The 21,978-nt window shown below is 30.7% G+C and carries 23 protein-coding genes; 9 read left to right on the top strand and 14 right to left on the bottom strand.

Going from position 1 to position 21,978, the window contains the following annotated elements:
• The first annotated feature begins 1 nt into the window (after window position 1).
• Window positions 2-973, top strand: a complete 972-nt coding sequence (locus tag ABHQ57_RS09660; protein WP_389863483.1) for an NAD-dependent epimerase/dehydratase family protein — start codon at window positions 2-4, stop codon at window positions 971-973.
• Window positions 974-1,033: 60 nt separating this feature from the next.
• Here ABHQ57_RS09660 and ABHQ57_RS09655 read toward each other — a convergent pair whose 3' ends face one another.
• The 7 genes from ABHQ57_RS09655 to ABHQ57_RS09625 form a co-directional block, all read right to left on the bottom strand.
• Window positions 1,034-1,216, bottom strand: coding sequence for a hypothetical protein (locus tag ABHQ57_RS09655; protein ID WP_159491077.1), 183 nt, complete (start codon window positions 1,214-1,216; stop codon window positions 1,034-1,036).
• 123 nt (window positions 1,217-1,339) lie between these two features.
• Window positions 1,340-2,227: a pirin family protein gene (locus ABHQ57_RS09650; protein ID WP_159491079.1), complete on the bottom strand. Its 888-nt coding sequence runs from the start codon at window positions 2,225-2,227 to the stop codon at window positions 1,340-1,342.
• 67 nt (window positions 2,228-2,294) lie between these two features.
• Window positions 2,295-3,167, bottom strand: coding sequence for a pirin family protein (locus tag ABHQ57_RS09645; protein ID WP_389863479.1), 873 nt, complete (start codon window positions 3,165-3,167; stop codon window positions 2,295-2,297).
• 19 nt (window positions 3,168-3,186) lie between these two features.
• Window positions 3,187-3,531, bottom strand: coding sequence for a hypothetical protein (locus ABHQ57_RS09640; protein WP_389863476.1), 345 nt, complete (start codon window positions 3,529-3,531; stop codon window positions 3,187-3,189).
• Between the two features lie 214 nt (window positions 3,532-3,745).
• Entirely contained in the window at window positions 3,746-4,345 is a 600-nt protein-coding gene (locus tag ABHQ57_RS09635; protein WP_389863473.1) for a Crp/Fnr family transcriptional regulator, read from the bottom strand.
• Between the two features lie 47 nt (window positions 4,346-4,392).
• On the bottom strand, window positions 4,393-4,947 hold the full coding sequence (locus tag ABHQ57_RS09630) for a DUF4251 domain-containing protein (RefSeq protein WP_389863470.1): 555 nt from the start codon (window positions 4,945-4,947) through the stop codon (window positions 4,393-4,395).
• A gap of 80 nt (window positions 4,948-5,027) precedes the next feature.
• The gene (locus ABHQ57_RS09625; RefSeq protein ID WP_389863467.1) at window positions 5,028-5,579 is read right to left on the bottom strand and encodes a 1-acyl-sn-glycerol-3-phosphate acyltransferase; all 552 of its coding nucleotides are present in this window, start codon (window positions 5,577-5,579) and stop codon (window positions 5,028-5,030) included.
• A gap of 105 nt (window positions 5,580-5,684) precedes the next feature.
• On the opposite strand from ABHQ57_RS09625, the gene rmuC reads away from it, so the two are divergent.
• A complete protein-coding gene (rmuC, locus tag ABHQ57_RS09620) occupies window positions 5,685-7,064 on the top strand; it encodes a DNA recombination protein RmuC (RefSeq protein WP_173360233.1) in 1,380 nt (459 codons plus the stop codon).
• A 56-nt stretch (window positions 7,065-7,120) separates the two neighbouring features.
• Here the strand turns inward: rmuC and ABHQ57_RS09615 are convergent, their stop codons facing one another.
• Both ABHQ57_RS09615 and glyA read right to left on the bottom strand, forming a co-directional pair.
• A complete protein-coding gene (locus ABHQ57_RS09615) occupies window positions 7,121-7,894 on the bottom strand; it encodes a LamG domain-containing protein (protein ID WP_389863464.1) in 774 nt (257 codons plus the stop codon).
• 176 nt (window positions 7,895-8,070) lie between these two features.
• Window positions 8,071-9,345 (bottom strand): serine hydroxymethyltransferase, encoded by a 1,275-nt coding sequence (gene glyA / locus ABHQ57_RS09610; protein WP_047788803.1) that lies wholly within the window; start codon window positions 9,343-9,345, stop codon window positions 8,071-8,073.
• 171 nt (window positions 9,346-9,516) lie between these two features.
• On the opposite strand from glyA, the gene fahA reads away from it, so the two are divergent.
• Entirely contained in the window at window positions 9,517-10,794 is a 1,278-nt protein-coding gene (gene fahA / locus ABHQ57_RS09605) for a fumarylacetoacetase (RefSeq protein WP_047788804.1), read from the top strand.
• 66 nt (window positions 10,795-10,860) lie between these two features.
• Here fahA and ABHQ57_RS09600 read toward each other — a convergent pair whose 3' ends face one another.
• Window positions 10,861-12,417 carry a DEAD/DEAH box helicase gene (locus tag ABHQ57_RS09600; protein WP_047788805.1) on the bottom strand — a complete coding sequence of 519 codons (1,557 nt, stop codon included), beginning with the start codon at window positions 12,415-12,417 and terminating at the stop codon, window positions 10,861-10,863.
• Window positions 12,418-12,488: 71 nt separating this feature from the next.
• Window positions 12,489-12,881, bottom strand: coding sequence for a bacillithiol system redox-active protein YtxJ (ytxJ, locus tag ABHQ57_RS09595; RefSeq protein ID WP_167713829.1), 393 nt, complete (start codon window positions 12,879-12,881; stop codon window positions 12,489-12,491).
• A gap of 154 nt (window positions 12,882-13,035) precedes the next feature.
• Here ytxJ and clpB point away from each other — a divergent pair, with 154 nt between their 5' ends.
• Window positions 13,036-15,639 (top strand): ATP-dependent chaperone ClpB, encoded by a 2,604-nt coding sequence (gene clpB / locus ABHQ57_RS09590; protein WP_167713830.1) that lies wholly within the window; start codon window positions 13,036-13,038, stop codon window positions 15,637-15,639.
• 37 nt (window positions 15,640-15,676) lie between these two features.
• On the opposite strand, the gene ABHQ57_RS09585 is transcribed toward clpB, so the two are convergent.
• Together ABHQ57_RS09585 and ABHQ57_RS09580 are read right to left on the bottom strand one after the other, a co-directional pair.
• Complete coding sequence (locus ABHQ57_RS09585; RefSeq protein ID WP_167713831.1) at window positions 15,677-16,399, bottom strand: DUF6503 family protein; 723 nt, start codon at window positions 16,397-16,399, stop codon at window positions 15,677-15,679.
• 132 nt (window positions 16,400-16,531) lie between these two features.
• Entirely contained in the window at window positions 16,532-17,167 is a 636-nt protein-coding gene (locus ABHQ57_RS09580) for an OmpW family protein (protein WP_159614968.1), read from the bottom strand.
• Between the two features lie 122 nt (window positions 17,168-17,289).
• Between ABHQ57_RS09580 and smpB the strand changes: the two genes are divergently transcribed.
• From smpB to ABHQ57_RS09555, 5 genes are all read left to right on the top strand, one after another.
• Entirely contained in the window at window positions 17,290-17,748 is a 459-nt protein-coding gene (gene smpB, locus ABHQ57_RS09575; RefSeq protein ID WP_047788809.1) for an SsrA-binding protein SmpB, read from the top strand.
• A complete protein-coding gene (locus ABHQ57_RS09570) occupies window positions 17,749-18,645 on the top strand; it encodes a UbiA family prenyltransferase (protein ID WP_073184031.1) in 897 nt (298 codons plus the stop codon).
• Window positions 18,632-19,213 (top strand): Maf-like protein, encoded by a 582-nt coding sequence (locus ABHQ57_RS09565; protein WP_159614969.1) that lies wholly within the window; start codon window positions 18,632-18,634, stop codon window positions 19,211-19,213. Before ABHQ57_RS09570 ends, ABHQ57_RS09565 begins: the two co-directional genes overlap by 14 nt.
• A gap of 54 nt (window positions 19,214-19,267) precedes the next feature.
• Window positions 19,268-20,218: a transketolase family protein gene (locus tag ABHQ57_RS09560; RefSeq protein WP_047788812.1), complete on the top strand. Its 951-nt coding sequence runs from the start codon at window positions 19,268-19,270 to the stop codon at window positions 20,216-20,218.
• 112 nt (window positions 20,219-20,330) lie between these two features.
• Window positions 20,331-20,960, top strand: coding sequence for a porin family protein (locus ABHQ57_RS09555; protein ID WP_159614970.1), 630 nt, complete (start codon window positions 20,331-20,333; stop codon window positions 20,958-20,960).
• 69 nt (window positions 20,961-21,029) lie between these two features.
• Here the strand turns inward: ABHQ57_RS09555 and ABHQ57_RS09550 are convergent, their stop codons facing one another.
• Complete coding sequence (locus ABHQ57_RS09550; protein ID WP_047788814.1) at window positions 21,030-21,926, bottom strand: FKBP-type peptidyl-prolyl cis-trans isomerase; 897 nt, start codon at window positions 21,924-21,926, stop codon at window positions 21,030-21,032.
• Between the last annotated feature and the right edge of the window lie 52 nt (window positions 21,927-21,978).

Genomic DNA, 21,978 nt, shown 5'->3' with positions numbered 1-21,978 from the left:
AATGAAACGAATTTTTATTACTGGAGTTAATGGTTTATTAGGTACTAATTTATGTCATGAACTTTTACAACAAGGTTATTTTGTTATTGGTCTTACCAGAAAAAAACAAAACTATAAAGGAAAAGAACATAAACACTTAAAATTAATTGAAGGTGATTTATTTATAGACTTTACTTCTTTATTAAATAGAGTTGACGTAGTAATACATGTTGCTGCAACAACTAGTCAAAATTTATTGAGGTATTCTGATTATAAGAAAATAAACTGTAATACTACTATACAACTATACAATGCTGCTATAATATGTAATGTTAAACGTTTTATTTTTGTTAGTACTGCCAATACTTTAGGGTATGGTTCTTTTCAAAAACCGGGAGCTGAAAATAATAAAATGAGTAAACTTTTTAAACAATCATATTATGCGAAAAGTAAATTTGAAGCTGAGAGGTACTTGTTAAAAAATAACCATAAGATAAAAACAGCTATCGTAAATCCTACTTTTATGTTAGGAGCTTACGATACTAAACCTAGTTCGGGGAAAATAATATACATGGGATGGAAAAAGAAAGTAATATTTTATCCTCCAGGAGGAAAAAACTTTGTACATGTAAAAGATGTTGCTAATGGCATTATAAAAGTACTAACTACAAATTCTTTTGGAGAGAAGTATTTACTAGCAAACGAGAACCTTAGTTATAAAGATTTTTTTAATAAACTTAACAAAGTAACTAATCAATTACCTTTGATGGTTCAAATCCCTAAGTTTATACTTATTATGATAGGTTATTTTGGAGATGTTCTCCGAAGTATGGGTATAAAAACTTCTTTAAGTTTAACGAATATGCGTACTTTATGTATAAACAACTTTTTTTCTAATACTAAGTCAGTAAGAGATTTAAAGATTGAATATCTACCTATTAATAAGGCTATAGATGATGCTATTCTCTATTTTTCCAAAATCAAAAACAATTAACAAAAAAGGCTTTAGTTTATAAACTAAAGCCTTTTTCTTATATCCTATATTAAACAATTTTTAACAAATATAGTCCATAGTGGTAGGTCTGTAACAACATACCTTTACTCCATCTTGATAAATAAAAGAACCATCTCCTCCACATTCTTTAGGAAAAGGAAAAGGTCCTCCTCCTTTAATATTTTTTAATGTTGTTTTTGTTAATTCTTGAGATCCTTCTACGTTTAAAATCACTTTTTTCATTATAAAGTTTTTTTGGGGGTTAAATATTTATTTCACTTTCCTAAATTAACTTTAAAAAAAATGTTTAACAGTTAAAAAGCCATAATTTTAGTATGGTTAAACCTTACTTTTAAGTATTCGTTATTATCCTCCAAAAGGTCGCTGTTCTGGTAAAGGAATTCGCTCTGTCTCATTTGGTACAGAAGGAAATTTATTATTCTTCCAGTCTTCCTTCGCTTGTTCTATCAATTCTTTATTAGAAGCTACAAAATTCCACTCAATTAAACGTTCTTCATTAAAAGGTTCTCCTCCAAAAATATATATGGTTGAATTGGCAGAAATTTCAAAACTACACAACGTACTATCTTTTGCTACTAATAATTGTTTAGACTCATATGTATGTCCGTCACTAGTAATACTTCCTTCTAGAATATACAAAGCACTCTCACCAAACAAATGTTCTCCTATAGTAACCGTTTTCGTTATTTCAGATTTAATTTCTATAAAAAACAACGGACTATACACCGGAACAGGAGATTGTTTACCAAACGCTTTTCCTGCGATGAGCTTAAACTGTACTCCATCGTCTTCCCAACTAGGAATCTCATTCGCAGAAACATGTGCAAAAGAAGGTTCACATTGCTCCTCTTCTATCGGTAAAGCTACCCATATTTGCAAACCATGAAGCCTTTTAGTTGAATTTCTTAATCGTTCAGGAGTTCTTTCAGTATGTACTACGCCTTTTCCTGCTGTCATCCAATTTACAGCTCCTGGAGTTATTTCTATTTCGGTTTCTATACTATCACGGTGTACTATAGCTCCTTCAAACAAAAAAGTAAGAGTTGATATACCTATGTGAGGATGCATATCAACATCTAAATTATCATTTTCGGTAAGTTTTACTGGTCCCATATGGTCGATAAAAATAAAAGGACCTACCATTCGTTTTTGCCGAAATGGCAACAAGCGACCTACTAGAAAATTACCAATATTTGCTGCTCGCTCTTCAATTATTAGTTTCGTGTTAGACATTTTATATACCTAAGGGTTTAATAAAAAGAGCAACTCTAAATCAAAGAGTTGCCTTTTAAAGTTATTGTTAATCTTCTAAATAACCAAACTTTCCAGTATTGAAGTCTTGAAATGCTTCTATTAACTCTTGTTTAGTATTCATTACAAACGGACCGTGTGCCGCAATAGGTTCGTTTAAAGGCTCTCCGCTTAATACTAAAATTATAGCATCTTCTAAAGCCTCTAAAGTAAAAGTATCTCCGTCATTTTTGAATAATGCAAAGTAATCCTCTAAAATATTGTTTGATTCATTCACTTTAACACTACCTTCAACTGATAAAATAGCAGTAGTGTAGTTTTTAGGGAAGGTTAACTGTGTTTTTACTCCTTTCTTCAACTTTACATTAAACATATTAACTGGCGAAAATGTAAATGCAGGTCCTTTATTTCCTTTATACTCTCCTGCAATTACCTCTATTTCTCCTCCTCCATCTGCTAAAGGTATTTTAGCCATTTCTGCATTAGCAATTGCTTGATATTTTGGCGAACTCATTTTATCCTTAGCCGGTAAATTTACCCATAATTGTACCATTTGAAACTCTCCTCCTGTTTTACTCCATTCGGTTTCATGAAACTCTTTGTGTAAAACTCCTGAAGCCGCTGTCATCCATTGTACATCTCCTTCACCTATAATTCCACCTCCACCTGCACTATCACCATGCTCAACACGTCCTTTATAGGCAATCGTTACGGTTTCAAAACCTCTGTGCGGATGTACTCCCACTCCTTTTGGTTTATCTGTTGGAGGAAAATTATATTTTGAATTATAATCTAACATAATAAATGGATCCATACGTTCCATCGTTGAGCTTCCTGGAATAAAATTATGAACTCTAAATCCATCTCCAACAAAATGTGGAGTTCCAGGTTTTACTATCTTTTCTATACTTCTTGTTTTCATTTTAACTTCCTTTCTTTAATTAATTTAAACTAGCGGCTAATTCCATTTCAAATGAATTATCAAAATAATTACGTTGTATTTCTGGTTTATTTTTAGACCAATACCCTTGTTTAACTCTTTCTGAAAGCGCTGTTTCATCTTTGTATTCAACAATAATTGCTTCAGGAAATAATACTGTAATAATCTTTTGTAATTTGTTTTTTTCTACCTCTTTAGTGTCTTTAGAAATAGCTAAAACCTTATATATTTGTTGATGTAATTTTTCAATGGCTGTTTCGAAATCAGGAACAGTTGAAACTTGCCAATTCAAAATTTTGGGTTTTGTTGTATTTTTTGTTACAACTAATGTTTTTAAATGTCTCATGATAAATCCTTTTTTACCCATTAAATGGGATTAATTATTCGATGCTTAACATCGAAATTAATTGAGTTTACTTTTTCTGAAATATTAAGTGAGTTAATCTCCACTTTTTATTTCACTGTAAAATTATGGCAACAAAAAAAGGTATGCATTGACCTATGATAAGAACGAATTACGATTATCTAACAACCGTAAATCAACAATCATAACTCGTATCTTAATTATTTGGTTTGAAGTTTTCTTCAGCAAGTGATTTACGAACACGACTCAAGCTTTCTGGAGTTATTCCTAAGTAAGAAGCTATCATCCATTGCGGAACTCGTAACATAATATCTGGATACATCTTTACAAAATCTAAATAACGTCTTTTTGCTGAAGCTCCAAGTAGTTGACTAATACGTTTGTATAATTGACGAATATGTTTTTGTAATAAATGCTCATTTTTCCTTCTAAAATCAGTATTTATTTCTGATACTTTATTAATAAAGCCTTCATCTAACATTACAACGTGTGTATCTTCAACAGCATCAATATAATAAGTAGACGGTTCTTGAAAATATACACTACCTCTATCACTTACAATCCAATTTTCAGTAGCAAACTGTAAAATATTTTCTTTTCCCTCTTCATTTAGGGCATATAAACGTAACAAACCTTTTTCTACAAAAAAGAAATGTGAACACACATCTCCTTCTTTTAATAAAAAATCACTTTTAGAAACGTTTTTTAAAGAAATAAACGATTGCATTTGAAGGTAATCATCTTCTGATAATCCTCCTTTTTCAATAAGATACTTTTTAAAGTTTGGTAGCTCCATACATTGATGTAATGAGCTACTAAAAATACAGTATTATATACAATATTTTACTTTTCTTCTGAAATTTTAAGTACTTTACCTCTATATCTAATTGAGTTTTTCTGCGTACTATTTACATAGATAGTACTCGATAAGCTAGGATATACTCTAACTATAACATTATAGTTTTCAGTTGATGTGTTTTTATCCTTTATTTTAAAACTAATTTTGTAACTATTCTCTTTATCTTCAGATATAACTAAATTTTCAGGAATGCCTTCAAACTCAATTCCAATATCTGTACCTCCATAAGAACCTCCCATTTGTCGCTCTCCAAAATATGGTAAATAGGCTGCAACAGTATCTTTTTTCATTCTGAAAAAATTACTATTCCCTACTAAATTAATGTTTCCTGCGTTACTTCCTATAGGTAACAAACCTGCATTAGCTATTTGTGCCATTGCATATGTAACCATTGGTTCAGCCCATTCTGCTTCTATTTCAAAAGTTTTACTTTCTATAAGAGCGTTTATGTTATCTATTTCTGCTTGAGTTATATTTTTGGAAGAGGCACAACTAAGCAGTATAAAAATCATACTAATTAAAAAAACAAACCTTTTCATATCTTACTGTTTTTAAACTTTCTACAAGATACTTAAATATTATAAATTTTTCAAGCTAATAAGAGTATTTAACGTTTGTTTTACTCTTTATCAGGTACTGAGAACAGCTCTGGTTTTGCTCCTTTAATATCTCTATAAAAATCATAAAAATGATTCATATCAGCGTTCATATCATCTGTTAAGTAATAAGGAGGCGCTATAATAATTTGCTTGTTTTCAAAATCGAAAGCAAACATTACCACAGGTACATTGGCTCCTTTTGCAATGTAATAAAATCCAGTTTTCCATGAAGCTACTTTAGCACGAGTCCCCTCAGGAGACAGCGCCAACCGGAATTCATCATGCTGATTAAAAACCGATACTATTACATCCACCTTATTCGTACTTTTACTTCTATCAACAGGAGCCCCTCCTAATGCTCTAAAAATAAAACCAAAAGGGGGTTTAAATAACGAAGCCTTACCTATAAAGTTAATTTTTACGCCAATAGTGTTTCTAGCCAAAATAGCAATCGGAAAGTCTTTCCAACTGGTATGTGGAGCTCCAATAACAACGTATTTTTTTAAGTTTCTTGGAAAATCTCCAACTACCTTCCAGCCTAAAACTTTGTGAAATATAAATTTAGATATCATTTACTGGGTATAAAGTTCAATGATACGGTTTTCCCTACAAAAATCAAATAATTTTAACCTATCTTGTCCTATATTTGTTCACTTAATAACCTTTTATTTATTCTAATGAATACCACTCTCTTACTTATTTTAATTGCTGTTAGTACCTTACTAATTGGGTTTGTTATTGGAAACTTACTTTCTAAATTAAAGTTTAAACAACAAACTTCTGATTTAGAAAAAGAGATTGTAACCCTACAAAACCATCAAGCTAATTTTGATATTCAGAAAAAAGAAAAGGAAGAGTCATTTTCTCAGCAAAAGGAAGACTTTTTAAATAGATTAGACGAAAAAACTAAAGAAAATAGTGAATTACGTCGTGAAAAAGAGTTTACTGCTCTTGAATTGGCTAGAAAAAATGAGGAGTTGAAAAATTTACAATTAAAACTTCAAGAAAATAAAGAAGAAGTAGAAAAGCTACAGGATAAGTTTACCAAAGAGTTTGAAAATTTAGCGAACAAAATTCTAGATGAGAAATCGAATAAATTTACTGAGCAGAACAAGAAAAATATTAAGGATATTTTAAATCCACTTCAAGAAAAAATCCAAACTTTTGAAAAAAAGGTTGAAGACACTCAAAAAGAAAGTATTTCGATGCATTCTGCTTTAAAAGAGCAATTATTAGGATTGAAAGAGTTAAATGCTCAAATGAGCAAGGAAACATTAAACTTAACTAAAGCTTTAAAAGGTGATAGCAAAACCCAAGGAAATTGGGGAGAATTAGTCTTAGAACGCGTCTTAGAGAAATCTGGCTTAGAAAAAGACAGAGAATACTTTGTGCAACAATCTTTTACCAATGATGAGGGTAAACGTATCATGCCCGATGTCGTAATTCACTTACCTGATAACAAAAAAATGGTGGTCGATTCTAAAGTGTCTTTAACTGCTTATGAACAGTATGTAAATAGTGAAGACGATATTGTAAAAGAGCGTTTTGCAAAAGAACATGTTAACTCATTAAAGCGACATGTTGAGCAGCTTTCAGAAAAAAAGTATGAGGATATTTATAAAATAGAGTCTCCTGATTTTGTACTACTATTTGTACCAATAGAACCAGCTTTTGCTGTAGCTTTAAATGAAGACAATACTTTATATAATAAAGCTTTTGAAAGAAATATTGTTATTGTTACTCCAACTACTTTATTAGCTACCTTACGTACTATTGATACCATGTGGAATAATGAAAAGCAACAACGTAATGCTTTAGAAATTGCACGACAAGCAGGTGCTTTATACGATAAATTTCATGGGCTGTTAGCTGATTTGGTCAATATTGGGAAGAAAATAGACGGTACTAAAGCCGATTATGCCGCAGCTATGAATAAGTTGGTAGAAGGTCGTGGAAACTTAATTACAAGTGTAGAAAAATTAAAGAAAATGGGAGCGAAAGCTAAAAAAGCACTTCCTGAAAAAATTCTCGAACGAGCTCAAGATAATGACGAATAAAAATAGATACTCTGGTAAGAGTACCTATTTTTTTTACCTTTAATTTTCTACTGTTTTTATTGATTTTTCAAAACACTTATTTCTTGAGGTGTAAGAGCTTTCTTTAATAAGATTAATTCGTCTATTGAGCCTATAAAGTTGTTAAGACCAGAAATAACACATGGTGAGTGTCCTACTTTAAACTTAGCAGTATTATCTATGCTCACAATTCCATCAGGAAGACTCCATGGAGTACTTACTTTTTCTTTTCCATTTATATAAATAGTCGTTTTTCTAGTAGAATTATCTTTCACGATAACTACATGAGTCCATTTAGTTGGGCTCACATTTTCTAAATCAGTTGTTGCAGAACCATTTAAATCTGTCATAACATTGTCTGATCTCATTTCAACAGTTAATTCATTCGAACCTTTTTTATATGCTACTTGAATAAAGTCTCCTTTTCTACAGGCTTCTCTTTTAGATAAAATAGTAAAAGTAGCATCATGTAAGTTTGTAGGAACCTTGAACCAAAAACTCATAGAAAAGGATTCATTTTTAAAAGGAATAGCAGCAGGAAAACTAATTTCTGCTGAAGTTGTTGTGCTTTTATAAGCACTAGAGTTGTTTCCTTTTCTGTCTTGAGTAGCATCAAAGTCTTTTACAATACCATCATAAGAGTTTTTGTTATCATTTGCTGAACCATTGAAAGGGTAATAAGCTATTAGATTGTTGTCTTTTAATAAATTTTCAAAAGGAGTAACTTCTTTTACAGGTAAATTTTCTTCATCTTTTGAACAAGCCCCAATAAGTAAGCTTACACACACTAAAACTGTGTAAATTTTTTTCATTTTTTTATTGTTTAAAATTAACTATATCGAATATAGTTTTACGACCTATAAAAAAACGAAATGGCTTTATGAGTAGTATAAAAAACTTTATAAAGAGTAAAAACAAAACCTGGGTTAGGTATATAAAAAAAGGTTGTCTTTCAAGACAACCTTCTTTTTATAAGGATATTGTTATATTACATAATAAACAAGCGTCTGTTATGCATTAAATCATATACCTTCTCTCCTACTGTTTCTAGTACTTCTTCGTTCTCAGCATTCATTAATGCTTCGTCTATTAAATCAACAATTACCTGCATATCTTCTTCTTTCAAACCACGTGTAGTAACTGCAGCAGTACCAACACGAATACCAGAAGTAACAAATGGTGATTCTGTATCAAAAGGAACCATATTTTTGTTTACAGTTATTTCTGCTTTTCCTAAAGCTTCTTCAGCAGCTTTACCTGTAATCTTTTTGTTACGTAAATCAATTAACATACAATGGTTGTCTGTACCTCCAGAAATAATTTCATATCCTTTCTCTACAAAAGCTTTGGCCATTGCTTGTGCGTTTTCTTTTACTTGAATTTGATATTCCAAGAACTCATCTGTTAAAGCTTCACCAAAAGCAACTGCTTTTGCTGCAATAACATGTTCTAATGGTCCACCTTGGTTTCCTGGGAATACCGCAGAGTTAATCAATGTAGACATTTTCTTTAATTTTCCTGATTTTAATTTTAATCCGAACGGATTTTCAAAATCTTTTCCAATCATAATCATTCCTCCACGAGGTCCACGTAATGTTTTATGAGTTGTTGTAGTAACTATATGACAGTGTGGTAGTGGATCAGATAAAATACCCTTTGCTATTAATCCTGCTGGATGTGAAATATCAGCCATTAAAATAGCTCCAACACTATCAGCAACTTCTCTAAACTTTTTAAAATCAATATCACGAGAATACGCTGAAGCTCCAGCAATGATTAACTTAGGTTTGTGCTCTTTTGCTTGTTGTTCTAAATGATCATAATCGATATATCCAGTTTCTTTTACCACTCCGTAGAATACAGGATTGTATAATTTTCCTGAAAAATTAACTGGTGAACCGTGTGTTAAATGACCTCCATGAGATAAGTCAAAACCTAAAATAGTATCTCCTGGTTGTAAACAAGCTGCAAAGACCGCAGTATTTGCCTGACTTCCAGAGTGTGGCTGTACATTTACATACTCAGCTCCAAATAATTCTTTAGCTCTATCAATCGCAATTTGCTCAACGATATCTACTACTTCACACCCTCCGTAATAACGTTTACCTGGGTATCCTTCAGCATATTTATTTGTTAAAACTGATCCTTGAGCTTCCATTACTTGGTCACTCACAAAATTTTCAGAAGCAATCAATTCTAAACCATTTAATTGTCGTTCTTTTTCCTCTTGAATTAAATCAAATATTTGATGATCTTTTTGCATGTTGTTTGTTTTGTTGCGTAAAGTAGCCAAATGTACTAAAATTTATGTATCCTTTTTTAAGGATTTTTAAAGAAGTTTACGCTAAAATACTTTCACATTTTTTTTACTCATCTTTTTGGGGTAAATTGAAAAAAATATGTAGGTTTGATGAAAATATAACAAAAACGATAAATGGAAATAACTGCTAATAACCCGAATAGAAAATCTTGGTTAACTGTAGCTGAAAACTCAGATTTTCCTATTCAAAATATACCTTTTGGGGTTTTTTTAACTAAAGATGATATCATAACAATTGGTACAAGAATTGGTGATTATGCGATTGATTTAGGTGCTTTACATCAATTAGGATATTTTGATGGAATTCCTTTAACAGATGATATCTTCTTACAAGACACCTTAAATGATTTTATTGCAGACGGACGTAAAACATGGCGTTTAGTTCGTAATAGGATTGCTGATATTTTTGATGTAAAAAACAGTAAGCTAAGAGATAATGCTGAGCACAAAGACAAAATAATCTTTAGAATGGATGAAGTAGAAATGCAACTTCCTGTCGCTGTAGGAGATTATACCGATTTTTATGCTAGTAAAGAACATGCAACGAATGTAGGGAGCTTATTTAGAGATCCTGAAAATGCCTTACTTCCAAACTGGTTACAAATTCCTATTGGCTATCACGGAAGAAGTTCTTCTATCGTGCCATCTGGTACTCCAATTCGTCGTCCTATAGGGCAACAGCGTCCTAATGAAGGAGAAACTACACCTAATTTTGGACCTTCGAAATTATTAGATTTTGAATTAGAAATGGCTTTTATTACTACAGTTGCTAACGACTTAGGAGATAGAATACCTATTGAAGAAGCAGAAGATTATATCTTCGGACTGGTATTGTTTAACGACTGGTCTGCTCGTGACATTCAAGCTTGGGAATATGTTCCATTAGGACCTTTCTTAGGAAAGAATTTTGCTTCAACAATTTCTCCTTGGATTGTAACCTTAGATGCACTAGAGCCTTTTAGAGTAGATAATCCTAAACAAGTATATGAACCTTTACCTTATTTAAAGAAAGAAGGAAAAGATAGTTACGATATTAATTTACAAATGGCTATTCAACCAGAAGGTAAAGAAGAAACTGTAGTGTGTAATTCTAACTTTAAATACATGTATTGGACTATGGTACAACAATTAACACATCATACAGTAAATGGGTGTCCTGTAAATGCAGGTGATATGATGGGTAGTGGTACTATTTCTGGTCCTACTCAAGATAGCTTTGGTTCAATGTTAGAATTAACTTGGAGAGGTAAGAACCCTGTTAAATTAAACGACGGTAGCGAACGTAAATTTATAAATGATAACGATACTGTTATTATGCGTGGTTATTGTAAAAATGAAAAAATTCGTATTGGTTTTGGTGAATGCTCAGGTAAAATTTTACCAGCTAAGTAAATACTTATCATTACTAATAATATAAGCATAAAAAAATCCAGTTCTTTTGAACTGGATTTTTTATTTTTATTCATCTTCAGGTGGTGGATGTCCATGAATTTGCTCATATACTTCATCAAAATTATTTCGTAAATAACTATTTAATTTTTTACGATAGTCATCTTGTAACCAATCAATGAAATTATGAGTACTCTTTGAGATACATTTTGAGTATCTAAAAATTCTATCATCAATATCTCCTCCCAACATTTTTGCTAATATCAATGCATCAAAAACATCTTCACTATTTTCAACACACATTTTTGCATGATGTTCTATTGATTTTTCCAGTACTCTTTTTGAAGACTCTCCTCCTTGAATAGTGTCTCTGTATACTTTTTTAACATCAAAATAAAGGTCTTCAGAATTAGCAAACTCTGCTTTAACATCTGCTGGTAACTCATATTTAAAGTCACTTTCTATTTCTTCATCAGATAATAAATTGTCTAGATAGAAATTAGGTGCCCTAAACATTTTTTGCCAATCTAAATCGGCACCCCAAGGTCCAAAACGATGGAAGTTGTTTCCTAAATCAATTACATTAAATTCTGATTTCCCAGGTAAAATACGAGAACCACGACCAATCATTTGGTAATATAATGTTAACGATTTCGTTGCTCTATTAAGAATAATTGATTGTACAGAAGGTTCATCAAACCCTGTTGTTAAGATACTTACCGAAGTAATTATAGCATTAGGTGTTTTATGAAACCATTTTAAGATAAAATCACGTTCCTTCTTAGTGTTAGTGTTATCTAAATGTGCAATTGGGTACCCAGCTCTTTTAAACGTATCATATACATGCAACGATGTATTAATACCATTGTTAAAAATTAAGGTTTTTGTTCCTTTAGCCCGTTCTTCATAAGCTTGTAAAAGCTTTGAAAGCATATCTGTATTTGTATATAAATCTTCAGATGATTTTACAGTATAATCACCATTAGCCCCTACTTCTAACGAAGTTAAACCTACATTATAAGAATAAATATTGGCTTTTGCCAAATATTCATTTTGAATTAAAGCCCCAATACTCTCCCCATCAATAAGCTCATCATAATTATCCTTCATAGGAAGCTTAATGTTTGAACTTAAAGGAGTTGCAGTTACACCCAGTATAAAAGACTTATCAAAGAACTTAAATAGTTTAGTAAAAGAATTGTAATGTGCCTCATCAATAATTACTAAACCTACATCTGAAATATCTAACATATCGTCATTCAAACGATTGTTTAACGTTTCAACCATAGCTACAAAGCAATCAAACTCATTTTGATCGTCTAAACTTGCTTTACTATCTATAATTTTATTTACAACACCAAACTCTTTAAGCATTTTTGCTGTCTGTTTACACAGCTCTATTCGGTGTGTCATAATCAATACTTTCTTTTGATAATGTTTTAAGTATTGACGTGTAATTTCAGAGAAAATAACGGTCTTTCCTCCTCCTGTAGGTAGTTGATAAAGTAAATGGTAATTTTCGGGGGCATTCTCAAAACTTTTGAAAATTTTGTGCAATGCTTCTTTTTGATAATCGTATAGATTTTTTCCTTTCTTTGGTTGTGAAGTTGCTGTTTCGTTACTCAAATCTCTATTAATTTTGAAATACGCAAAAATACGAGGTATTTAAGGAAATCCCATTAAAAATGGCATCTTTTTTAGAATTTTTTCAAATCAATACGAGCAATATCGTAATGAGAAGCATGCGAAATTACTTCTCCATTTTTAACTACCAACAACTGAGGAGATTGATGTAAAACCTGAAATGTATGCCCTATTTCATTAGAAACATCTCTATAGCTAAATAAGTCAAGATAATACACTTTAAAATCTTTTAATTCCTCATCAAAACTGTTTACAAAACGTTTAATTACCATACTACTAATTCCACACCTTGTTGAATGTTTAAAAATAGCAATTGGTTGTTTATTCGATAATTCTTTTATCTCCTTTATTTGCTCTATCGATGTTAATGGAGTCCAGTTAATAAATGACTCTTTTCCTTCTTCATTTTTGTCTTTTCTTCCAAAAATAGTGTTTAATACTCCCATTAAGTTCTTATTTTAATAACATTATTGTTCTTAATTATCATCCTACCAGTCAAAAAGTCATAAAAAATTTATTTTTAAAGACAAAATGTCTCTTGTTTTTAAAAAAAATCAATTGGTATTGAATTTGACTTTTATAGAGAAAAATAAAAACGATATGAATTTTAACAATTATACAATAAAATCACAAGAAACCATACAACAAGCGCAACAATTAGCGCAAAGTTATGGTAACAACCTTATAGAAAATGAACACATCTTCAAAGCTTTATTTTTAGTCGACGAAAATGTACTTCCTTTCATTTTAAAGAAACTCAATATAAATGTAACTGTTATACAACAAATATTAGATAAGCAATTAGAAAGTTTTTCTAAAGTTACTGGTGCTGACTTAATGCTTTCTCGTGAAGCTAATAAAACATTAAATGAAGCATCTATTATTGCTAAGAAAATGAACGATGAATATGTTTCTATTGAGCATTTAATTTTAGCTATTTTTAAATCTAAAAGTCAAATAGCACAAGTTTTAAAAGATCAAGGTGTTTCAGAAAAAAGTTTAAAAGCAGCAATTGAAGAATTACGTAAAGGAAATCGTGTGACCTCACAAAGTGCCGAAGAAACTTATAATTCTTTAAATAAATATGCTAAAAACTTAAATCAGTTAGCACAAGACGGAAAATTAGATCCTGTAATTGGTCGTGATGAAGAAATTAGACGTTTATTACAAATTTTATCACGTAGAACTAAAAACAACCCGATTCTAGTTGGGGAGCCTGGTACAGGTAAAACTGCAATAGCTGAAGGTTTAGCACACAGAATCATTCGTGGTGACGTTCCTGAAAACCTTAAAGAAAAACAAATTTTTTCTTTAGACATGGGAGCACTAATTGCTGGAGCTAAATATAAAGGTGAATTTGAAGAACGTTTAAAATCTGTAGTAAAAGAAGTAACAAAGTCTGAAGGAGACATCGTATTATTTATTGATGAAATTCACACTTTAGTAGGTGCTGGTGCTGGTCAAGGTGCAATGGATGCTGCTAATATTTTAAAACCTGCTTTAGCACGTGGAGAATTAAGAGCTATTGGAGCTACTACTCTAGATGAATATCAAAAATACTTTGAAAAAGACAAAGCTTTAGAACGTCGTTTTCAAAAAGTGATGGTAGATGAACCAGATACAGAAAGTGCTATTTCTATTTTACGTGGTATTAAAGATAAATATGAAACACACCATAAGGTTCGAATAAAAGACGAAGCCATTATTGGAGCCGTAGAATTATCCCAACGTTATATTACCAATCGTTTTTTACCAGATAAAGCGATTGACTTAATGGATGAAGCTGCTTCTAAATTACGTATGGAAATCAATTCTAAACCAGAAGAATTAGATGTACTTGATCGTAAAATAATGCAGTTAGAAATTGAAATTGAAGCCATTAAACGTGAAAACGATGAAACTAAGTTAAAATCTTTAAATGCCGATTTAGCTAATTTAAAGGAAGAGCGTAATGAAATCAATGCCAAGTGGCAATCTGAAAAAAGTGTTGTAGATACTATTCAGAACTTAAAAACTGATATAGAAAACTATAAACACGAAGCTGAAAAAGCTGAGCGCAATGGTGATTATGGTAAAGTAGCTGAATTACGTTATGGTAAAATTAAAGAAGCACAAGAAGAGCTAGATAAACAACAAGATATCTTAGCAAATCAACAAGGAAACTCTTTAATTAAAGAAGAAGTAACCTATGACGATATTGCTGAAGTTGTAGCTAAATGGACCGGAGTTCCTGTTACTAAAATGTTACAATCTGAGCGTGAGAAGTTGTTAAAACTAGAAGATGAACTACATAAACGTGTTGTTGGTCAAGAAGAAGCTATTGAAGCAGTTTCTGATGCTGTACGCCGTTCTAGGTCAGGATTACAGAACCCTGACAAACCTATTGGTTCTTTCTTGTTCCTGGGAACAACTGGAGTCGGTAAAACTGAGTTAGCCAAAGCTCTTGCTGAATATTTATTTGATGATGAAAATGCCATGACACGTATTGATATGAGTGAATATCAAGAACGACATTCAGTAAGCAGATTGGTTGGTGCACCTCCTGGGTATGTTGGATATGATGAAGGCGGACAACTAACTGAAGCTGTTAGAAGAAAACCGTATTCAGTTGTATTATTAGATGAGATTGAAAAAGCACATCCTGATACTTTTAATATTTTATTACAAGTACTAGATGAAGGTAGGTTAACGGATAATAAAGGACGTATTGCTGATTTTAAAAATACCATAATTATTATGACCTCCAATATGGGCAGCCACATTATTCAAGAGAAATTTGATAATATGAAGGGAGACATTGATACTACTATAGATTTAGCTAAAACAGAAGTTTTAGGTTTATTAAAACAATCTGTAAGACCTGAATTTTTGAATAGAATTGACGATATTATCATGTTCACTCCATTATCAGAGAATAATATTAAAGAAATTGTAAAACTACAATTGAATAATGTTAAAAAGATGATTGCGCAACAAAACATTATTTTTGACGCTACAGATGAGGCTATCAATTACTTAGCTACAAAGGGATACCAACCAGAGTTTGGCGCGCGTCCTGTAAAACGTGTTATTCAAAAAGAAGTTTTAAATCAGTTATCTAAAGAAATTTTATCTGGACAAGTAACTACTGATAGTATTATTTTACTAGATGCTTTTGATGATGAGCTGGTATTTAGAAATCAATCGGATTTAGTTAATAACTAATTTTGAATAAAAAAAGGGAGTTTTTAACTCCCTTTTTTTAATTTACTACAATATTATTTAGTACGATTTCAGAAACTTTTTTTAGTTTACCTTCTTCATAAAGTTTATCAATGATATAAAAGTCAATACCATCTTCTAAAGGTTTATAGTTGTTATAATCAACAAAACGAATTCCGTTTATTATTTTTTCCTCTTTTATATCTCTAAAGCGTACTCCTCCTCCATTTGTATGATATTTATACGCTAAATAATCTAGTTGAAAATTATCTTTAGCAAACCAATATATAAATACATCATCAAAATCATCTCCTCCTCCTTCTTCTGTAAATGTTATTCTAATTTTATAATACTCTTTTCCTTTAACTTTAACTGATTCTAATAGCTTTTTTTGAACAGCTTTATCATTCAATCCAAAAGGTAAAACTGAAAAATAGTGAACTGAGTTTACAGAGTTTCTATAACGATTTTCATCTTTTTCCGTTAGCTCAACTAAGCTATCATTTACAAAACGCTCAAAATTGTCATTTGACAACACATCTTTTATTCTTACCGAGTCATTTTTTATAGTTCTAACTAATTTAAAAGCACCGTTATTTCTGACTGCTTTATAATTATTTTTTCTGAAATCAAAGGAAATTGTAGCATCTCCAATTTCGTTCAACCTAGAGTATGCTATTGACTTATCAATTATTTCTTGGGCAGTAAATTTTGGTTTACAAGAAACTATTGATAAAAATAATAAAATGTATAAATATCTCATAAAATGTTGTTTATTTTAGTCATTATAATCATAAACAAATTTACAAGTATTCATTAATTTTACTTGTTAAGTTTAACATAAAAAAAGAGCTACAATTAAGTAGCTCTATAAAAGGAATTAAAATTTATTGGTTTAAAACCTCATACCTACTCCAAAACCAATAAGTAACGGGTTTATATCTACTTCTGCTGGTACTGTCGCTACACCTGCATTTACAGAAACATCTGTACTTAGTCCTATATATTTTGCATCTACGTTTAAAAACCAAGTATCGTCTAAATCGTAATCAAAACCTAACTGAAGTGCATACCCAAAACTATTTTCATAATCTACATCAACCACAGCTCCTGGATTAGCATCGTAAAAAACAGTATAGTTAACACCTGCCCCAACATAAGGTTTAAAATCACTTATATTAAAATGGTATTGTAGCGTTAATGTTGGAGGTAATAACCAAACATCACCTAAATTAACATTTCCCAAGGCTGTGTTTACTGCTTTTACATCGTGATTAGTTGTTCCTAAAATTAATTCAGCTGCTATATTTTGAGTAAAATAGTAAGTAAAGTCTAATTCTGGAATAAAATTTTTACCTATTTCAACATCTCCTCCAATAGTACCAATTGTTGCAGATTCATTTGGTAAAACACTTACCCATCTAAAACGAGCTTGCCATTTTTTAAAATCATTTGTCTTAGCATTTTCTTGAGCATTTACATTACTAAAAAACAATGTTCCTAATACAATACTTAATATAATTTTTTTCATGATTATAAGTTTTAATTTTGAGCAAAATTACACTCCACACTTCCCTAAAAACATGACTTAAATCATAGCTTAATAATTTTATTTAACAACTTAAAATTATAGTTATATTTGTGTTTTATTTTATGCAAAAAAAAATTAACATACAGAATAAAAAGGCTCGTTTTGAATACGAGATACTTGATAAATACACAGCAGGAATTCAGCTCACAGGTACTGAAATAAAATCAATACGACAAAGCAAAGCTCGAATTACTGAGAGCTTTTGCGAGTTTAACGATAAAGGAGAGCTTTTTGTTGTAAATATGTACATCGAAGAGTATGCCTTTGGGCATCATTACAACCATAATCCCAAAAGTGAGCGCCGTTTACTACTTAATAAACGTGAATTAAAAAAACTTGAAAAGGAAGTTGAAGCTAAAGGTAATACAATTGTTCCTTTGCGTTTATTCATTAACGAAAGTGGTTGGGCTAAATTAGATATTGCTCTAGCTAAAGGAAAGAAAACCCATGATAAAAGACAAAATATTAAAGATCGTGATAATAAACGTGATTTAGCCAGAATAAAAAAGGCTTTTAACTAAATGAATGATACTTTCTTAAATATCATACAATGGAAAAAAATTATATATTTTATTTTTATTTTATTTCTATTTAAGTATTCTTTTTTATATGGTTATGGTTTTGAAACAACTCTCTCTTTTTTTGATCTTGGTTTACTATCTATTTCAAGTGCTTTCTTATTAGCTTCTGGTTACTTAACTAGCTTTTTTTTTAGAAACAAACAAAAAAAAACCAGACTCCCTTTAAATAAGATAAAAAAAGTATCTATTTTATTAATGATATTTGGAATTTTAGTAGGCTTAATTGTATCACTAAAGGTAAATAAAATATGGTATGGTCTTATTTTTATAATTTGTCCAATAGTTGTACACCTATATTCAAAAAACAATATCCAGAAAACCTTTTTTAGTAACATTGTTACTTCTTTTTTAAAACCTTTTGCCTTACTTATGCTTTGGTGGTTTGATTTCCCATTAAACTTATCTATAGAACAATGGGAATTATTTTATAACCTCCAGTTGATAACCATAGGTTACGTAATTATTTCTTTTCTTAGCAATATGGTCATAGAAATAATTATTGATATTATTAACGTAAACCATGACAATATAAATAAACAAAATACCCTACCTGTTTTACTTGGTAGAAAAAGGGCTAAAGATATTGCCTTGATGCTTTCGTTTATAGCTTGTTTATTTGTGTTTTCTGTTGCTGTTGCCTTTTTAAAAAATAAATTTATTTTTTCAACTATTATGCTGCTAGGAATACTCCCTGAACTATATTTTATATATAAACTAATGTTAGCTTCAGAAAGCAAAGACTATAATAATTTATTAAAAATAAGCTATATAAGTTTTTTTCTTGCTCTTTTAAGTGTTCCTACTATATCTTATTATATTAAATATGTTATCAACTAAATTATCACAGTATTCTATTATTCTTGCCTCAAGCTCTCCGAGAAGACAAGAACTTATTAAAAGCTTAAATATTCCTTTTACTGTTAAAATCAAAGATATAGAAGAAATTTATCCTGAGGAATTGCAGCAAACAGAAATAACTGACTTTTTGGCTGATTTAAAAGCTATTCCTTTTAAAAAAGATTTAAAAGAAAATGAGTTATTAATAACATCAGACACCATTGTATGGATAAATAATGAAGCCTTAGGAAAACCTAAAAATTACAATGAGGCGTTCCAAATGCTTAAAAAACTATCTAACACTACACATAAAGTTATTACCTCTATATGTATTACTAACAAATCATTTCAAAAAACTGTAAATGACACCACTATAGTCAGTTTTAAAGAACTTTTAGACGATGAAATTGATTACTATATAAAAACGTACCAACCGTTTGATAAAGCGGGAGCCTATGGTATTCAAGAATGGATTGGTAAAATAGGAATAACAAAAATTGAAGGAAGTTATTTTAATGTTATGGGGTTTCCTGTTCATAAACTTTACAAAGAATTATCAAAATTGTAGCTTTACATCTATATAAAAGATTATTTTTGATGCGTATTTACACAACACAAACTGATGAAAAAATATACTTATACTGAAAAAAAAGATACCCGTTCTGGGTTTGGTGATGGTTTAACAGAATTAGGACAGAGAAACCCTAATGTTGTAGCTTTATGTGCTGATTTAACAGGTTCATTAAAAATGAATGAATTTGCTGAAAATCACCCTGAGCGTTTTTATCAAGTAGGAATTGCCGAGGCTAATATGATTGGAATTGCTGCTGGATTAACTATTGGAGGAAAAATTCCTTTTACAGGTACATTCGCAAACTTTTCAACTGGTAGAGTTTATGATCAAATTCGTCAATCAGTTGCTTATTCTGATAAAAATGTAAAAATTTGTGCTTCTCACGCTGGGTTAACTTTAGGTGAAGACGGAGCGACACACCAAATTTTAGAAGACATTGGATTAATGAAAATGTTACCAGGTATGACTGTTATAAATACTTGTGATTACAGCCAAACTAAAGCTGCGACTTTAGCTATTGCAGAACATGAGGGACCTGTGTATTTACGTTTTGGGCGTCCAAAAGTACCAGTATTTATGACCGATCAACCTTTTGAAATAGGAAAAGCAATTCAACTTACTGAAGGTAATGATGTTACTATTGTTGCTACAGGTCACTTAGTATGGGAAGCTTTACAAGCTGCTGAACAATTAGAAGTTAAAGGTATTTCTGCTGAAGTAATAAACATTCATACTATTAAGCCATTAGATGAAGAAGCTATCTTAAAATCTGTTGCTAAAACAGGCTGTATAGTTACTGCTGAAGAGCATAACAAATATGGAGGCTTAGGAGAAAGTGTAGCACGTTGTTTAGCTACCAACGCCCCTACTCCACAAGAGTTTGTTGCTGTAAACGATAGTTTTGGTGAATCTGCTACTCCAGATCAGTTAATGAAAAAATATGGTTTAAATGACGAAGCTATAGTAAAAGCAGTTGAAAAAGTTATTTCTAGAAAATAAAAAACATAAACAACTAAACAATAAATACATCACTTTTAAGGTTTAAAGTGATGTATTTTTTTATATAAAAGTAAATATTTAACTCAATTATAATAGTGTAAATTAAAAACAAATGAAAAAAGCAATTTTTATCTTATGTCTTCTAATTGGAGGCTCACAGTTAGCACAAAGCCAAATACAAGGAGGTATTAAAGGAGGTATTAACTACAATTCTGACTCTTTTTCTGATGTAAAAAATGATGTCTTTGATGGGGCCAAAAGTAAAACAGGTTTTCATGCTGGTGCTTGGTTACGTATAAAATTACCAGCTACTGGTTTATATATTAGACCTGAATTGGTATATACACAATTGAATAATAATGTTGTTTATTATCCAGAAGGAAAATCAAACAACTCAACAAATAACCAGAATGTCTCTTATGAAATTCAAAAAATAGATATTCCTGTTTTATTAGGTTTAAACTTTTTAAAAGTAGGACATGTTTTTGCTGGACCATCTTTTCAATATATTTTAGACTCTGATTTTAACTTTAAAGATCTTAAACAAGTAAATTCTGACGGTTTTTCAGTTGGTTTACAGTTAGGAGCTGGTGTTGAACTTGGTAAGTTGGGATTAGATGTACGTTGGGAAAGAGCTTTGTCTGATACTGAGTCTAAATTTGTAGATAATAATATTAGTGAAAATGTAAATTTTGATACTCGTATAAACCAAATTATTATAGGTTTATCATATAGGTTCTAACTTTTAAATTTTAAACATAAAAAAAACCGAAGTCTAAGACTTCGGTTTTTTTTATTTTACTTTTTTACCTTAAAAAATATCCCTGTTTAGATAATCTGGTATCGTAGGCTTATTTGGATCACTAAAATCGTTAGCTGGGTTTCCATCTCCATTTTTATCCTCGTCTTTTGATAAAACTCCATCTCCATCATCATCTGTATCTAAGTAATTAGGAATATTATCTCCATCAGTATCATCATTTCTAGGGTTTCCATCTCCATCTAAATCTTCTAATATAGAAGGTACTCCATCTCTATCATGATCTGTATCTTCTACAAAGTCGAATAAATCAATATAAAAGATTAACTGAGAATTGGCAGGTATTCCTCCATTTACCGAATTTCTATAAGCTAAGCCTGAAGGAACAATCAAAATTCCTTTTCCAAATTTATCATAAGAAATAGGCTCTCCTTGGCTAGATGTGTTAATGCCTGCTTTAAAGTTTGGAATTCCTAAAGTCCACCCTCTAATAGGCGTAGGAGCATCGAACTGACTTCCTGATAATGTCAAATTCCACCAAATTGGAGTAGTTCCTGTTTGACTTAACTCTAGTTGATCTACTTTAGTTGTATACCATACTTGATAGTTAGTTAGAACAGAGTCTAACTCTGTAGGGTTACCTTTCGGAGATTGTCCTTCTTCTATGACTAAATGATATAAATCATATTCAATATCGTTTTCTGTATGTGTCTTTTTTATTAACCTACTATCTTCTGACAATGGTGTTTTACCAGCAATTATAGGTTTTATAGAATCTATTGTATCATCAAAATAATAATTCTTTAAAAATTTTGCTATCGAATCTTTATCTTTCAAAGCTTGAGCTTCATGGTCAAAATTGTCAACTAAAGAGTTGCTATCACTTCCACAAGCATACAAAAGAGTACCTATAATGGCTGTATAAAATACATGTTTAAATTTTATCATTTAATTCTGAAATTTTAACGCGCAATTTACCATTTTTATACCTTTGTAAAAA

It is taken from the genome of Tenacibaculum sp. ZH5_bin.1, from assembly GCF_042865525.1.
Lineage (GTDB): Bacteria > Bacteroidota > Bacteroidia > Flavobacteriales > Flavobacteriaceae > Polaribacter > Polaribacter mesophilus.
Note: the sequence above shows the minus strand (reverse complement) of the source record. Positions and strands in the feature narration are given on the sequence as shown.